We start from the raw sequence: 15,459 nt of genomic DNA on the forward strand, positions 1-15,459 counted from the left end.
GAGGGCCCTGGCGCCGGCAGACTTCTCTGCCGGCGCCAGGGCCCTCGCCTCCCCGCCGTCATGGTTGGGGAGGTGGTGCTGTCAGGCGCTCTTTCGGTTGTCCCGCGGGTGGACCGCCAGATTCATCCCGCCGGAGCGGAGTACGGCCAGGCGCTCGGCCAGAACCTCCTCCAGCTCCTCCCTGGTCCGGCGCTCCATGAGCATGTCCCAGTGGGTGCGCGCCGGCTTCACCTTCTTCTCCTCCGGCTCGTCGCCGTCGAGCAGGAGAGCCTCGGTGCCGCAGAAGCGGCACTCCCACACGGGCGGGATCTCGGCTTCCACGGAGAACGGCACCTCGAAGCGGTGTCCGTTCTGACATGCGTACTCAACGGTCTGGCGCGGAGCCAGATCGATACCGCGGTCGGTCTCGTAGCTGGTGGCCCCGAGTCGCGTGCCGCGGAGAGCTCGCTCACTCATGAATCGTGCCTCCCGGGCTTGTGGCCCACAGGACTGGTGGTCGCTGTCTTCGTGGTTTCGCTGTCTTCGTCGAATCGGTCAACGCTCGGCCGATGTCGAAGATTCCCGTCCTGGGGACCTGCGTCGTCCGTCGTGCCGCCCCCGTTGTACCCATCGCCGCCCTTTTTGTCACATCTGGCATGCCATGTCACCCAGGGTTTGCAGTTTTTTGCACGCAGTGACGAATCCTGACGGCTGCAATCGGCGTACACTACGCGGCTACCCGGATGTATCAGGTACATGCAAGGCCGCTCAGACCGCGTCCGGCACCGGGTTGCCCGCCTCCGTGATCGCCCGGCGCACCGGAACCCGCAGCAGCAGCAGGAAGCCCACCGCGAAGAAGACCAGCAGCGACACGATCGCCGCCCGGTAGCTCCCGGTCAGCTGGAAGGCCAGTCCGAAGACCAGCGGTCCCAGCCAGCTGGTTCCCCGGTCGCTCACCTCGTAGACGCTGAAGTACTCGGCCTCCCGGCCGGGCGGCACCAGATGGGAGAAGAGCGACCGGGACAGCGCCTGGCTGCCGCCCATCACCAGACCGATCAGCGCGGCCAGTGCGAAGAACCAGACCGGCCGGTGGGCCGGCAGCACATACCCCGCCGCCACCGTGCAGCCCCAGGCCACCAACGACCCCAGAATGGCCCGCCGGGCTCCGTAGCGGCGCGCCAGCCGGCCGAAGAGCAGCGCCCCTCCGACCGCCAGCACCTGCACCATCAGCACCGCCACCACCAGGGAGCCCTGCGCCATGCCCAGCTCCCGGCTGCCGTACAGCGACGCCTGGGAGATCACCGTCTGGACGCCGTCGTTGTAGCAGAGGTACGCGGCCAGGAAGAGCAGGGTCAGCGGGTAGCGGCGCATCTCGCCCAGGGTGGCCCGCAGCTGCCGGAAGCCCGACCCGGACCCGTCGTCGGCGAGCCCGTCCGACGGCGAACCCGCACGGTCGGGCAGCCGCAGCATCGGCAGCAGGGTGAACCCCGCCCACCAGACCCCGGCCGAGGCGAGGCAGATCCGCACCGCGTCGCCCTCGGAGACACCGAAGCCCTCGTGGCCCTGGTACAGCACCAGGTTGAGCACCAGCAGCAGCGCGCCGCCGGCGTAGCCGAACGCCCAGCCCCGGGAGGAGACCGCGTCCCGCTCCTCGGGCGTGGCGACCGCCGGCAGGAAGGAGTTGTACAGCACCACCGAGACGCCGTAGGCGACATTGGCCAGGACCAGCAGCCCCGCGCCCAGCAGATAGCGGTCGCCGCGCAGCAGGAACATCGCCGCGGTGGCGGCGGCGCCCAGATAGGCGAAGGCCCCCATCAGCACCCGGTGCCGTCCCGTACGGTCGGCGACCGCCCCCACCAGGGGCATCACCAGGACCGACAGCAGTACCGAGGCGGAGACCGCATAGGGGAACACCGCACCGGAGCGCACCGGCAGCCCCAGCGGGTGCACATAGCCGCCGGCGTCCGCCGCGTTCTCGGCGACCGAGGTCAGATAGGGGCCGAGGAAGACGGTGACCACGGTGGTGGAGAAGACGGAGTTGGCCCAGTCGTAGAAGTACCAGCCCCGCTGGATCCGCCGCCGGTGTGCGTCGGTGGCGCCACCGCCGTCCGTCACCGCGGCGGGCGTGCTGTCCGCAGCTCTCGTCTGCCTGGCGTCCATCCGGTTCCTGCCCCCCTGAGACGGGTCGCTGTCAGCCGGACCAGACGCCGTGCTCGACCAGCACATCGCGCAGAAGGTCGATGCGATCCGACATGATGCCATCCACGCCCAGGCCGACGAGGTGGCGGATCACCTCCGGGTCGTCCACCGTCCACACATGCACCTGCAGGCCCCGGCGGTGGGCGGCGCGGACGAAGGCGCGGTCCACGACGGTCACACCGCGGCCGCCCGGGTTCCCCGGTGCGGCGCCGGGCTGCGACGGCTGCTCCACCGCCGGGTAGCGGACGGGGACCTGGACGCAGACGGCCTGCCGCCGCACCGCCGCGCCCAGCAGCCGGTCGCCGAGCAGCCGGTCGGCCGGCACCGGACCGGTGAGCGACCGCAGCCGCAGCCCCAGGACCGACCGGGGGCCCAGCGAGGTGGCCAGCCGGGGGCCGGCCGCGGCCCTGACCCGGGCCAGTCTGCGGTCGGAGAAGGCGCCCACGCACACCCGGTCCCAGGAGCCGGTCCGGCGTACCGCCTCCACCAGCGGCGCCACCGCGGCGCCGCTCTTGACATCGATGTTCACCCTGGCCTGCGGAAAGGCGTCGAGCAGCTCCTCCAGCAGGGGGATGGGCTCGCTGCCGCCCACGCGTGCGCTCCGCACGGTGCGCCAGGGGAGTTCGGCGACCGCGCCGGTGGCGTCCGTGGTGCGCTCCAGCCGGGCGTCGTGGAACGCCAGCAGGGTTCCGTCGGCGGTGACCCGCGCATCCGTCTCCAGATAGCGGTAGCCGAGCGCCACCGCCTGCTCGAAGGCGGCCAGGGTGTTCTCGGGGGCGCCGAGGGCGCCGCCGCGATGGGCGAAGGCGAGCAGACCGGGGTGGTCCAGGAAGGGGTGGCGGGCGCGGATGCGGCTGATCACGCGGACGAGTATGCCCGGGCGGCTCCCGAGGGCCCGGCCCGGGGCCGGTGTCAGTCAGCCCCGCCGGCGGTCGCCGTCACCGCTGCGGTCCGCCCTCCGGCCCCGGCCGGTCGGGCCACCGGCTCGGGCAGCCCGTCCGCGTCCGCCGCGGCGGGCGCCGAGGTGCCGCCGGCGGCGACCGCGGCCCCGGCCTGCGGCCGGGCGAAGCGGCGCAGGAAGAACTGCGCCACCGGGCCGATCGCCACCGCGTACAGCACCGTCCCCACCCCCACGGTGCCGCCCAGCAGCCACCCGGAGGCCAGCACCGCGACCTCGATGCCGGTGCGGGCCAGCCGGATCGAACGGCCGGTGCGGCGGTGCAGCCCGGTCATCAGCCCGTCACGCGGCCCCGGCCCGTACCCGGCCGCGATGTAGAGGCCGGTCGCCAGGCCGTTCAGCAGCACCGCCACGACCAGCAGCGCGATGCGCAGCGGCAGCTCCCGGGGCGCAGGGACGGCCCACAGCAGCGCGTCCATGGAGGTGCCCACGGCCACCACGTTGCTCACCGTGCCCAGCCCCGGCCGCTGCCGCAGCGGGATCCAGAGCAGCAGCACCACGGCGCCGACCGCGCAGGAGACCTCGCCGATGCTCCAGCCGATCCGCAGGGCCACCCCCTGATGGAAGACGTCCCAGGGGTCCAGCCCCAGGCCGCTGCGCACCTGGAGGCCGGCGCTCGCCCCGTAGAGCACCAGCCCGGCGTAGAGCTGAGTGAGTCGTCGCGCGTCCATGGTCCTCGGTCCTCTCGTGGTCCGGCCTGGTGTCACCGGCCTGCTCCATGCCACTCTGAAGCAGGATCGGACTGGTGATCGAGGGCCAATCCGGGAAAGGTGGACTGATGCCGGACCGTCGATGGACCACCATCGTGGGCTCCGCCCGGCTTGCCGCCCTGCTGGGCGGCGCGGGCTTCCCGCCGCGGGGACGGACCCCCGCGTACCGCGGGCTCGCCGAGTCGGCCCGGCTGCTGCTCATGGAGGGACGGCTGGGCGTGGGCGTCCGGCTGCCCGCCGAGCGGGAGCTCGCCGCGGCCCTCGGGGTCAGCCGCACCACCGTCGCCGCCGGCTACCAGCAGCTCCGCGACTGGGGCTATCTGACGAGCCGGCGCGGATCCGGCAGCTGGACCGTGCTGCCCGACGGCCACCCGGTGCCCACCGGCGGCGTGGAACCGCTGCCCCCCGAACTGGCCGGCGCCGTCATCGACCTCGGCTGCGCCGCCCTGCCCGCCCCGGAACCCTGGCTCACCGCCGGCTACACCGCGGCACTGCAGGACCTCCCGGCCCACACCCGAGGCCACGGCGACCACCCGGCGGGGGTGCCCGCCCTGCGGGAGGCCCTCGCGGACCACTACACCGCGCGCGGCGTCCCCACCATGCCCGAGCAGATCATGGTGACCACCGGCGCCATGGGCGCCCTCCAGGCCGTGCGCCGGCTGCTCACCGGCCCGGGCGACCGGGTCGCGGTGGAGGCCCCCAGCTACGCCAACGTGCTGCAGATGCTGCGCCGCGACGGCCTGCGGCTGGTCCCCGTGGGGATGGGGGACGCCCTGTCCGGCTGGGACCCGGCGGAGTGGCGCCGGGTCCTGCGGGGCGCCGCCCCGCGCGCCGCCTATGTCATCCCCGACTTCCACAACCCGACGGGCACCCTCGTCCCCGACGAGCAGCGGGCCGCCCTGGTCGCGGCGGCCCGGGCGGCGGGCACCGTCCTGGTCGCCGACGAGACCATGGCCGAGCTGGCCCTGGAGGACGCCGCCGCTCGTGCGCTGCCGAGACCACTGGCGGCCTTCGACCCCGGCGGCGCGGTGGTCACCGTCGGCTCGGCCAGCAAGGCGCTCTGGGCCGGACTGCGCATCGGCTGGGTCCGCGCCGCCCCCGCGGTGATCCGCCGGCTGGTCTCCGCGCGGTCGTACGGCGACCTGGGCTCCCCGGTGCTGGAGCAGCTGGCCGTCGCCAGGCTGCTGCGCGAGGGCTGGGACGAGGCCCTGGCCGACCGCCGCCGCCGGATCCGCGTCCATCGGGACGACCTGGCCGCGGCGCTGCGCAGTGCCCGGCCGGGCTGGAGCTTCGACCTGCCGCCGGGCGGCCTGACCCTGTGGGTGCGCACCGACGGGCTCTCCGGTGCGGCGCTGGCCGCCCAGGGCGACCGGCACGGGGTGCGGATCGCCGCGGGGACCCGCTTCGGCCTGGACGGGGCGTTCGAGCAGTACATCAGACTGCCGCTCACCGTCGGCGGGGACACCGCGAGGGAGGCCGTCCGCCGGCTTGCGCTGGCCGCGGACTCGGTGGCCGGCGGCGCCCCCGCCGGCCCGGGGGTCGAGGTCTTCGTGGCGTGACCGGCGTGACGGCGGGGAGCCCCGCGGAGGCCCCCCGCCGTCACGCCGCGCCGGCCCGGGGTCAGCGTACGGGGCGCTTGACCAGGTCGGCGGTGGGCGCGGCGGCCTCGGTGCGGGTGTCGGTGTGAGGGAGCAGGGCGATCACCGCCTGCCGCTGGTCGGCCGGGGCGTCGTCGTCCAGCGGGTCCGGGGCGGCCGGCACCTGGATCCGCACCGGCGCTGCGGCGCCGAGCCGTGCGTAGCCGCGGCCGGCGGGGGTGCGGGCCGGGGGAGTGATCTCCAGCGGGGCGCCCAGCGCGGCCTCGGCCTGGGCGGCGGTCGGGGTGCCCAGGACCAGCCGGGCCTTGGCGGTGGCCCGGACCACGGGCCGGATCCGCTCCAGCGCCCCGAGGTGCTCGGCGACCACCACGCCGATCCGGGTGGCGCGGCCCTGCCGCAGCGGGACCTCCAGCAGGTCCTGGGGGTCGGGACGGCCTTCGGCGTGGGCCAGTTCGCTGAGTTCGGCCGGGTGGTCGAGCAGCAGCCACAGCGGTCGGGTGACACTTCTCGGCGGTGTGCCGCCGCCCAGCCGGGCGCGGTCGAGCGCCGCCAGCCGGCGGGTGGTCTCACCGGCCGCCCACTGCAGGGCGGCGATCGCTCCGTGCAGGCTGGTCTCCACCCGGCGCACGCCGGGCCGGCCGACCAGGCAGCCGTGCTCGCCGGTTCCGGCCCCGTCGATCACCACCACGTCCGCCCAGGGCAGCACCTGGAGGGCGATGGAGCGCAGCAGCGTGGAGGTGCCCGCCCGGGGGGTCCCGAAGGCCAGCAGATGGGCGTCGGCGGTGCGGGCGGCGGTACGCCAGACGACCGGCGGCTGGTGGGTGGGGATGCCGCCCTGGCGGACGGGGATGGTGCGGTCGCTGCCCTCCGCGTCGGTGATCCCCAGCACGATCTCTCCGGGGGCGGCCACGAAGGGCTGCACGGTGATGCCGGGCAGCGGTGCGAGGGCCTGCATCCGCAGCCGGTTGCCCTCCTCGTCCCAGCCGAAGCGGTACTCGCGGACGCGGCCCGCCTTGGCCTGAAGCACCTGCTCCACCCGCGCCCGGGCGGCGGGTTCGCTGTCCGGGAAGTACGCGGGGTAGTCGAGCTCCAGGTCGGCGAGGCGGCCCTCCGCGTCGAACTCCCAGCGGGTGAACACCTTGGTGTGGTCGCCGCCGTGGGCGTAGAGCGGCCGGGGGTCGTCGGCGCGGGCCAGACAGGGGGTCAGCGCCGCGTACACGGCCTGGAGTTTGAGGTGCGCGGGGTCGGGTGCCGCCGCGGGTTCGGCGGAGCGGTCCCGGCCGGCCCAGGCGGCGGAGGCGGCCAGTGCGGCGGCGGCCAGCAGCAGACCGTACGGCAGTACCGCCAGGGCGCCCACCATCGCCGCGGCCAGCAGCAGCGCCGGCCCGCGGCGGTCCGTGGGGGTGCGTTTCCACCAGGCCCGCAGCCATCCGAGATGGTGGCGCAGTCCGCGGCCCACCACCGTCAGCGGTCCCAGCGCGTCGGCGACGTGGTCCCCGGCGGTGCGGGCCAGTTCGCGGCCGCGTACAAGGTTGCGGTTGAGGGACATCGGAACTCCCCGAGCGGTGGTGCGGTGGTTGGCGGGACGGGAGGAGGCCCGGGGCGGTGGGGTCCGCTCCCGGGCCTTGAAGGGTGAGCCGGTTCAGAATCTGAGGCCGCCGAGCAGCCCCGCGAGGCTCTGGCTGCCGGCGTGGATGCTGGGCGCGATGGCGGTGCTCGCCAGGAAGAACCCGAAGAGGGCGCAGGTGATGGCATGAGCGACCCTGAGTCCGCACTTGCGTGACAGCAGGAAGACGACCGTGCCCAGGAAGACGACGCCGGAACAGGAGAGGATCATGGGGGGTGCTCCTCGAAGAGGGGGACAGCATTCCGCGAGAGAGCTACGGAACGTGTCTTCATGGTGACAAGAAGTAATAGATGACGAAAGCGGCAAAAGGGTGATTTTCCGATCAATGCCGTGACGTCGGCCGTGTCGCACGCCCAAGATCCCCTCTCGCGGCGCTGAGGGCATCCGGCCGGGCGGCGGCGCAGAAGCCCAGGTCGCGCCGCGGGGCGGCCCCGAAGCCCCGCCGATCCGCGCTGGGTACCCTGGTCGACCGTGGAGATACGCGTGGTGGGGTATGCACACCCCGATGCAGTGCGGCTGATCGCCGAGGTGCAGCAGGAGTACGTGGTCCGGTACGGCGGCATGGACGTCACCCCGGTCGACGCGAGCGAGTTCGACCTGCCCGAGGGGCTCTTCGCGGTCGGCTACCTCGACGGCGAGCCGGTCGCCTGCGGGGGCTGGCGGGCCCGGGGTGCGGACGAGCGCGGGCTGCAGGACGGCGACGCCGAACTCAAGAGGATGTACGTGGTCCCCGCCGCCCGGGGCCGCGGGCTGGCCCGCGCCATGCTGCGCCGGCTGGAGGCCACCGCCGCCGGGGCCGGACGCGGCCGGATGGTGCTGGAGACCGGCACCGAGCAGCCCGAGGCCATCGGTCTGTACTCCTCGGAGGGCTATGCGCCGGTGCGGCCGTTCGGCGTCTACCGGGACGAGCCGGAGAGCGTCTACCTGGGCAAGCAGCTGGACCCCCCGGCCGGCCCCGGGACGCACCCCGCCGGCCTGGGCCGCGAGCTGGTCTGACCGGCTCACCCGTCACCACCCCTGCGGGTGGGCCCGGCAGCCGTGCCGGGCGGGCCGGGTGATCCTGGAGGCCGGGGCGTCGCCGGGCGCCGTACGCCGCGGAGGAGCCCATCGATGGACGACAGCCCCCAGGTGCAGGAGATCGTGGTCGGCGTCGACGCCCTCCCGGAGTCGGGCCCGGCCCTGGAGTGGGGCGCGGCGGAGGCCCGGCACCGCGGCTGCCTGCTGCGCCTGGTGCACGCCGTCGACCTCGGCACGGCGACCCTCTCCCGGCGCGCCTCCGCCGGAGCCACCGGCCTGATCGAGCAGAGCGGCCGCGATCTGCTGGCCGAGGCCGCCGCGCAGGTCGCGGCCCGCCACCCGGATCTGGAGATCGCCGCCGCGGTCAGCACCGACGAGCCGGCCGCGGCACTGCTGGACGCCACTGGGCCGTACTCCCTGCTGGTGATCGGCTCGCGCGGCCGGGGCGGCTTCTCCTCGCTGCTGCTGGGCTCGGTCAGCCGCCGGGTGGCCGCCCACACAGAGTGTCCGGTGGTGGTGGTGCACGCCCCTCCGGCGCCCGCGCAGGGGCTCAGTGTGCTGGTCGGGGTGCTGGGCGAGCAGGACGTCCCGGTGGTCCGGTTCGCCTGTGCCACCGCTGCGCTGCGCGGCGCTCCGGTACGGGCCCTGCACACCTGGTCGGCAGTGGCCGACGCGGGCCATATGGTGCCGCTGGTCGACAGTCTCGACGAGGAGGAGCGGGAGCACACCGCGCTGCTCTCCCGCACCGTGGAGGCCGGCCGCGGGGACTTCCCGCGCAGCCAGGTGGTGCTGGACGTGGTGGGCGGCCCGGCCGCGGCCGCCCTGGTGGAGGCGTCCGCGCACGCCTCGCTGCTGGTGGTCGGCGCGCCGCGGCGCGGCCGGATGGGGCGGCTGGGGATGCACCTGGGCAGCGTGGTCCATGCGGTGCTGCACCATGCGCACTGCCCGGTGGCGGTGGTGCCGGTCGGCTGAGGCCGGTCCGGCGGGACGGTGAACCGCGGGCGCCGGGGCGCCGTATCCCCCGTCGTGCCCGCACCGCCCCGCTGCCGGCGGCGGTGCCCCGCTTCCGACCGTGGAGGACCGCCCATGAACGACCAGAGCAGCGTCCCGGTACTGGCCCTCCCCGACGGCGGGGCCGAACTGCGGCTGGTGGTCCAGCTGCGCTGGGAGGACGTCGCCGCGCTGGGCCAGGAGGCCGGCCGGCTCGCCGCCCGGCTGCAGCGCCCGGTCACCCTGGACGAGGCCGCGGGCCGGAGGCTGCGCAGCCACAGCGGGACGCTGTCCGCGCCGGAACCGGTGTCCGCCGCCACGGCGGCGGCGCTCACCGTTCGCTCACCGGTGGAGCAGGCCCGGCAGGCCATCGAGCAGGCCGGAGCCGCCGGCCGGCCGCTGTCCCAGCCTGGTTCCCCACCGGCCGCGGCCGCCACGGCCGCCACGCCCGCCATGGCGACCGGGGCGGCCGGTGCCTCCACCGCCCGGCACGCCTCGGTGGCGCCGGGCCGGCCGGGTGCCCCTGCCGACGCCCTGCGTACGCCCGAGGCCCTGCGTACGCCCGAGGCGCTGCGCCGCCCCGAGTGACCGCGGCCGGAGACGGCCGCGCCCCGGCCGGTGCGGTCACCGGCCGGGGCGCGGCGCGTCGCCCGGGGAGGAGGATCAGGGGTAGCTCACCAGATCGGCGACGTTGGAGGCCGAGTTGGAGGGGCCGCCGGTGGAGTTGACGACGTGGTTGATGGTGCCGGTGCCGCCGAGCGAGACCGTGACCATGTCGTGGAGGCGGACCCCCGAGCGGTCCGGCACCTCGAAGGAGTGCTCGGCGACCACGGCCGGATTGCTGCTGAAGTAGCAGTAGCTGCCCAGGCCCCACGCCTCGTGGGTGGTCACCGGGTCGGCGACCTTGTAGGCCGCCCAGCCCCTGGTGGAACCGTTCATCCAGGCGGCCTGGCTCGGCGGGTCGTAGGGCATCTCGTTCTGGAAGAAGTAGGTCCGTCCGCCGTTCCCGTTCCAGATCACCTGGTACTGCTGGTAGTGCTCGACGAACAGGCCGTACATGGTGACGTCGTTGCCGTTGACCACCAGGCCGTTGGCTGCCGTGTTGGAGGTCCAGCCGACGCCGCTGCCGTGGTCGGCCCGCCACAGCCACATGTGGTCGCCGATCACATTGCTGCTGTTGACCACCAGCGACTGGGTGGCCTTGCCGACGCCGGCGCCGCCGATGCGGAAGAAGACGTCGTGCAGCGAGGTGGGGTCGGCGGCGTGGCTCGCGGCGGAGCCGGCCGGGCCGACCTGCATCAGCACCGGGGAGTTGACCTGGCCGGCGTCGATCAGCAGTCCGGCGATGTTCACCCCGTCCACGTCGGCGACGGTCATCGCGGTGATGCCGTTGTCGGGCACCAGGGTGGCCAGGCCGAGGCCGAGGACCACGGTGTCCGGGCGGGTCACATTGATGGTCTGGGCCAGGTGGTAGACGCCCGGGGTGAAGAGCAGGTTCTTGCCCTGGGCGAGGGCGCCGTTGATGTCGGCCGAGGTGGCGCCCGGCTTGACGATGAAGAACTGGTCGATCGGCAGCGAGGTGCCGGGCTGGCTGCCCGAGGCCCAGCTGGTGCCCTGGGTGTTGCTGCGCACGGCGGGCACGAAGACCTTCCAGGCGCCCGCGGAGTCGACGTACAGGAACGGCTTCTCGCGGGTCACCGGGCTCTGGGCGACGGTGGTGTACGGCGGGTTGGGGAAGCTGTTGGCGGGGGCGTTGACGTCGCCCACGAAGACCATGTTCCAGTTGGAGCCGGTCCAGCTGCCCCACTGGGTGTTGCGGGAGAGCCACTGCTGCTGGGAGCCGGACCGCACCTGGCCGTCGATCCTGGAGTCGGCGATGAACCCGCCGCTGGACCAGCCGCCGTCGTCCAGCTGGAGGTTGCCGCGGACGTGCATCCGGCGGTAGGGCGCGGCCTGGGAGACGGCCCAGCGGTCGGTGCCGCCGGTCGGGTTGACCGAGAGGTTCTCGGCGTCGCGCCAGAAGTTCTGGGTGGCGTTGCCCTGGAACCAGTCCGCCTCGGCGTGCACGGCCCCGTTGATGGTCACGTCGTCGGGGGAGAGGCCGAGACCGGCGACCTGGGTGTAGAAGCCGACGTTGGCGTCGACGCTGTAGCTGCCGGGCTTGAAGAGCAGGGCGTAGCGCTGGGCGCCGAACTGGTTGCTCTCCTGCTGGCCGAAGACCGTGTTGAGCCGGCTCTGAATGGTGGCTGCCGGCATCGAGGGGTCGAAGACCGTGACGTTGGGGCCGAAGTCGGGAGTGCCGGCCGGCGGCGGGGGAGTGGCGGCGGCTCCCAGGGTGAAGGACTGGGCGGCGGTGCCGTTGCAGGTGTACTGCTGCAGCTGGACGCTGTCGGCGGTGGAGGCGGAGGGCACGTCCAGGCACTTGCCGCTGTTGCGGTTGACGAAGTGGTACGTCCCGCCCGCCTCGGCCACCGGCTGCCACTGCTGGTTGGCGCCGCTTCCGTAGGCCCAGAGCTGGATCTTGGCGCTGTCGGCGGTGGAGACGTCGGTGACGTCCCAGACCCTGGTGGCGTCGCCCTGGCTGTTCACCCGGTAGTAGCCGTTGCCGGCGTCCTGGAACTGCCAGAGCTGGGCGCCGGTGCCGTTGCAGGTGTACTGCTGCACGGCGGTGCCGTCGGCGGTGGACGCGGCGGCGGCGTCCACGCACTTGCCGCTGTTGCCGGCGACGACCGTGGTCCAGCCGGTGGGCAGCGTGGCGGCGCCCGCGCTGGGGGCCGCGAGCGTGGCGGCGGCACCGGTGAAGGCCACGGTCAGGGCGAACGCCAGGGCGCTGGGGACGGCGCGGCGGGGTGGCCGCAGGGTCGTGGGGACCGTTCTCACGGGATTCCTCCTCGGCGGCGGGTGCGGACTGGACACCGCCGAGGGGAAGTTATGGGCATGCCAAACTGGGTGTCAATAGCTAAGACTAAGCCGTGAATTATCTCCGTCGTCCCGTGAGCCAGGCCGGCACCCCGCGCATCCCCTGCCACCGGTCGCGCTGCTCACCACGGTGCCGCTCCATGGACTCCGCCAGCATCTGCGACCGCCGCTCCACGTCCAGCTCGTCCAGCAGCCGGTCGATGTCGGCCAGCAGCGACCCGTGCAGCGGCCAGCGCTCCGGACGCCGCCGGATCTCGTCCACCAGCCGCTCCGCGATCCGCTGCCGGGCCCGCCGCCCGTCCAGCAGCGCCTGCGCCAGCTCCTCCTCGGCCTGCTCGGCGCTGGCCGACACCTGCGCCGTGATCAGCCGGCCGAAGCCGTCCACCGCCGCGGCCAGGTGCTCCAGCAGCTCCCGCAGCGGCGCTGCCACCTCGGCGGGGTAGACCCCGCCCCCACCCGCCGTCCGCTCGTCCGCCAGATCGGCGAACGCCCGGCACAGGGTGCGCAGCACCACGGCGCAGATCTCCAGGGTGTCCAGTCCGCTGCGCAGCACCAGCCGGGCCAGTTCGCCCTCCCGGACCCGGGGGTTGAGCCGCAGGCTCTCCTCGGCCCGGGTCAGCTCCGCGTCCACCCGGACGATGTCGTGGTCCAGCCGGCGGGCCTCGTGCAGCCAGTCCACCGCCTCCTGCCGCGAGACCCGGTCACTCGCGGCGGCGATCCCCAGCAGCAGCGCCCGCATCCGCCCCGCCAGCGCCTCGATCGCCTCCCCGGCCGGCTGCACGAACACCGGCGGTACGACCACCAGGTTGACCAGGGTGCCCACCACCGCGCCGATCACGGTCTCGTTCACCCGGCCGAAGGCCGTCTGGGTGACATGGGTGACCCCGAGCACCAGCATGGCGCTGATCGCGACCTCCGGGACGTACTCGTCCACCCGGATGAGATGGCCGAGCACCAGCGAGGCCAGGATCAGCAGCCCGAGGCTCCACCAGCTCAACCCCACCAGATCGCTGAAGCCGACGGCCAGCAGCACCCCCGCCACCACGCTGACCACCCGGCGGACGCCGTTGGTGAGCGTGGCGTACAGGGTGACCTGCACGACCAGCAGTGCGGTGAGCGGCGCCAGCAGCGGCGCGGGGTCGTTGGTCAGCCAGAGGGCGGCCTGGTACGCCAGCATGGCGGCCACGGTGGCGCGGACGGTCTGCACGACGACGGGATCATGGTGCCGCCGTGCGACCTCGAGCACGGACTCGGCGACTGGGGGCACGGGGACTACCTGACTCCGGGGACCGTACGGGCTGCTCCGACCTGGCGCCAGGTCGGCGGACGGCGGTCTCCTGCCCGTGCCCCGCCCCTCGCACACCCGCCGGATGCTCCGGGGCCGGGACAACAGCTTGCCCCCGCCGGAGACCGGCGGGGGCAAGCGTGTTGTGGTGTGGTGGGGGTCAGCCCTTCACGGCGCCGGTGAGGCCGCCGACGATCTTCTTCTCGAAGATGGCGAAGAAGATCAGTGCGGGGAGCATGGCGAGGGAGGTGAAGGCGAGGACCTTGGCGGTGTCCACGGAGTACTCGGTGGAGAACTGCTGGACGCCCAGGGGGAGGGTGTAGTTGGCGGTGGAGTTGAGGATGTACAGGGGCAGGACGTAGTTGTTCCAGCTGCCGATGAAGCCGAGGATGCCGACGGTCACTACGCCCGGGAGGGACAGGGGGATGACCATGCGGAAGAAGAAGCCGAGGCGGCTGGCGCCGTCGATGGCGGCGGCTTCCTCGATCTCGTTGGGGATGGCGCGCAGGAACGGGACCAGGATGATGACGGTGGTCGGCAGGCCGAAGGCGATCTGGGGGATGATCACGCCGAGGAGGCTGTCGACGAGGCCGAGGTCCTTGACCACGATGTAGAGCGGGGTGATCGCGATGACCAGGGGGAACATCAGGCCGGCGGCGAACAGGGAGTACATCGCGCCTTTGAGCTTGAAGTCGTAGCGGGCGAGGACGAAGCTCACCATGAGTCCGAGGATGGTCGTGCCGATGGTGCTGGCGAGCGCGACGATGACGGAGTTGGCGAATTCGCCCCAGAACGTCACGTTCTTCAGGACGCTGATGTAGTTGCCGACGATCCAGGGGTGGGGCAGGCCCGCGGGGCTGGTGGAGATCTGCGAGTTGGTGCGGAACCCGCCGATCACGATGTAGAGCACCGGGGCGATGCAGACGCCGATGAACAGCAGCGCGATGAAGTAGGTGAAGGGGTTGCCCCACTTCTGCGGTTTGTCGCGGCGGTCGCGGCGGCCGGTGGGGGCGGTGGGTTCGGTGCTGGAGGAGGTGAAGGAGTCGGCGGTGGTGGCGCTCATCATTTGTCTCCTTCAGTGACGGCACCCTGGAGGTCGCGGCGCAGCACGAAGCGCTGGTAGAGCAGCGCGACGATGAGCGAGATGAGGAACATCACGACCGCGATGGCGCTGCCGTAGCCGTAGTTGCCCGCGTTGCGGCCCTGGGCGACCATGTAGATCGCCATGGTGGAGGTGCCCGCGGTGCTGGAGACGTAGGGTCCCCAGATGATGAACACCAGGTCGAACAGCTGCAGTGAGCCGATGATCGACAGGAAGGCCCAGATGCGGATGGTGGGGCCGAGCAGTGGCAGGGTGATGCGGCGCTGCATCTGCCAGTAGGAGGCGCCGTCGATGGCGGCGGCCTCGAAGAGTTCGTCGGGGATGGACTGCAGGCCGGCGAGCATCAGGATGACGGCGAAGCCGATGTACTTCCAGGAGATGATGCCCATCAGGGTCCACAGGGCCAGCTTGGGGCTGGAGAGCCATTCCGCTTGCAGGGAGCCGAGTCCGATGTGTGCCAGCAGGTCGTTGACGGCGCCGTTGCTCTGGAGCATCAGGCTCCAGCCGGTGCCGACGATGACCTCGGAGATGACGTAGGGCACGAAGATGAGGATGCGGATGATGGAGCGGCCGCGGATCTTCTGGTTGAGCAGGAGCGCGAGGATGATCGCCAGTGGGCCCTGGATGACCAGTGAGAGCACCAGGATCCAGCCGTTGTGCCACAGCACCTGCTGGAAGGCGGGGTCCTTGAGGATCAGCTTGTAGTTGTTCAGGCCGACCCAGTCGGTGGGCGCTCCGTAGCCGTGCCACCGGTAGAAGCCGTAGTACGCGGCGAGTGCGACCGGGAAGATCACGAACGCCAGGAACATGAGGATCGCCGGTCCGGACAGGAGCGCGATCTCAAGCCGCATCTTGGCACGGCCGCGGCGGCGCGCTGCCGCTCGCGGCGAAGCCGGGGCCGCGGCCGTGGCCGCGCCCCCGACTCCAGGCGTGCCCTGCGACTGGCGGCCGGTGGCCGTGTCAGTACCCAGGGGGTTGCTCATTGTCGCTTACTCAGCCCTTCGCGGCGGCAGCGTTGGTGTTCTTGGCGATGTCCGCGGCGCTGCCCTTGCCGGCCAGCAGGTTCACCACCGCG

At 73.1% G+C, this 15,459-nt stretch carries 14 protein-coding genes; 4 read left to right on the plus strand and 10 right to left on the minus strand.

What is annotated here, in order from left to right; genetic code table 11:
- Positions 1–81: 81 nt before the first annotated feature.
- From AOK09_RS02995 to yczE, 4 genes are all read right to left on the minus strand, one after another.
- The gene (locus tag AOK09_RS02995; protein WP_055585521.1) at positions 82–456 is read right to left on the minus strand and encodes an RNA polymerase-binding protein RbpA; all 375 of its coding nucleotides are present in this window, start codon (positions 454–456) and stop codon (positions 82–84) included.
- Positions 457–747: 291 nt separating this feature from the next.
- Complete coding sequence (locus AOK09_RS03000) at positions 748–2,139, minus strand: MFS transporter (protein WP_079062688.1); 1,392 nt, start codon at positions 2,137–2,139, stop codon at positions 748–750.
- Between the two features lie 31 nt (positions 2,140–2,170).
- Positions 2,171–3,040 (minus strand): glycerophosphodiester phosphodiesterase, encoded by an 870-nt coding sequence (locus AOK09_RS03005; protein WP_055585522.1) that lies wholly within the window; start codon positions 3,038–3,040, stop codon positions 2,171–2,173.
- Between the two features lie 50 nt (positions 3,041–3,090).
- A complete protein-coding gene (gene yczE, locus AOK09_RS03010) occupies positions 3,091–3,807 on the minus strand; it encodes a membrane protein YczE (RefSeq protein ID WP_245687092.1) in 717 nt (238 codons plus the stop codon).
- A gap of 107 nt (positions 3,808–3,914) precedes the next feature.
- Here yczE and yczR point away from each other — a divergent pair, with 107 nt between their 5' ends.
- Entirely contained in the window at positions 3,915–5,405 is a 1,491-nt protein-coding gene (gene yczR, locus AOK09_RS03015; RefSeq protein ID WP_055585523.1) for a MocR-like transcription factor YczR, read from the plus strand.
- A 61-nt stretch (positions 5,406–5,466) separates the two neighbouring features.
- On the opposite strand, the gene AOK09_RS03020 is transcribed toward yczR, so the two are convergent.
- Positions 5,467–6,993, minus strand: coding sequence for a hypothetical protein (locus tag AOK09_RS03020; protein ID WP_055585524.1), 1,527 nt, complete (start codon positions 6,991–6,993; stop codon positions 5,467–5,469).
- 93 nt (positions 6,994–7,086) lie between these two features.
- Positions 7,087–7,281, minus strand: coding sequence for a hypothetical protein (locus tag AOK09_RS03025; RefSeq protein ID WP_055585525.1), 195 nt, complete (start codon positions 7,279–7,281; stop codon positions 7,087–7,089).
- 261 nt (positions 7,282–7,542) lie between these two features.
- Between AOK09_RS03025 and AOK09_RS03030 the strand changes: the two genes are divergently transcribed.
- From AOK09_RS03030 to AOK09_RS43375, 3 genes are all read left to right on the plus strand, one after another.
- Positions 7,543–8,067: a GNAT family N-acetyltransferase gene (locus AOK09_RS03030; protein ID WP_055585526.1), complete on the plus strand. Its 525-nt coding sequence runs from the start codon at positions 7,543–7,545 to the stop codon at positions 8,065–8,067.
- Positions 8,068–8,181: 114 nt separating this feature from the next.
- On the plus strand, positions 8,182–9,060 hold the full coding sequence (locus tag AOK09_RS03035) for a universal stress protein (protein WP_063795814.1): 879 nt from the start codon (positions 8,182–8,184) through the stop codon (positions 9,058–9,060).
- 114 nt (positions 9,061–9,174) lie between these two features.
- The gene (locus AOK09_RS43375; RefSeq protein ID WP_063795815.1) at positions 9,175–9,666 is read left to right on the plus strand and encodes a hypothetical protein; all 492 of its coding nucleotides are present in this window, start codon (positions 9,175–9,177) and stop codon (positions 9,664–9,666) included.
- A gap of 75 nt (positions 9,667–9,741) precedes the next feature.
- On the opposite strand, the gene AOK09_RS03045 is transcribed toward AOK09_RS43375, so the two are convergent.
- The 4 genes from AOK09_RS03045 to AOK09_RS03060 all read right to left on the minus strand — a co-directional run bounded on the left by AOK09_RS03045 (position 9,742) and on the right by AOK09_RS03060 (position 15,235).
- Positions 9,742–11,958 (minus strand): RICIN domain-containing protein, encoded by a 2,217-nt coding sequence (locus tag AOK09_RS03045; RefSeq protein ID WP_407675337.1) that lies wholly within the window; start codon positions 11,956–11,958, stop codon positions 9,742–9,744.
- A 97-nt stretch (positions 11,959–12,055) separates the two neighbouring features.
- Positions 12,056–13,264, minus strand: a complete 1,209-nt coding sequence (locus AOK09_RS03050) for an FUSC family protein (protein WP_107101217.1) — start codon at positions 13,262–13,264, stop codon at positions 12,056–12,058.
- A gap of 178 nt (positions 13,265–13,442) precedes the next feature.
- A complete protein-coding gene (locus AOK09_RS03055; protein WP_055585529.1) occupies positions 13,443–14,345 on the minus strand; it encodes a carbohydrate ABC transporter permease in 903 nt (300 codons plus the stop codon).
- On the minus strand, positions 14,345–15,235 hold the full coding sequence (locus AOK09_RS03060) for a carbohydrate ABC transporter permease (RefSeq protein WP_245687093.1): 891 nt from the start codon (positions 15,233–15,235) through the stop codon (positions 14,345–14,347). Before AOK09_RS03060 ends, AOK09_RS03055 begins: the two co-directional genes overlap by 1 nt.
- Positions 15,236–15,459 lie beyond the last annotated feature (224 nt).

Origin of the sequence: Peterkaempfera griseoplana (genome assembly GCF_001418575.1) — a bacterium.
GTDB classification, from domain to species: Bacteria; Actinomycetota; Actinomycetes; order Streptomycetales; family Streptomycetaceae; genus Peterkaempfera; species Peterkaempfera griseoplana.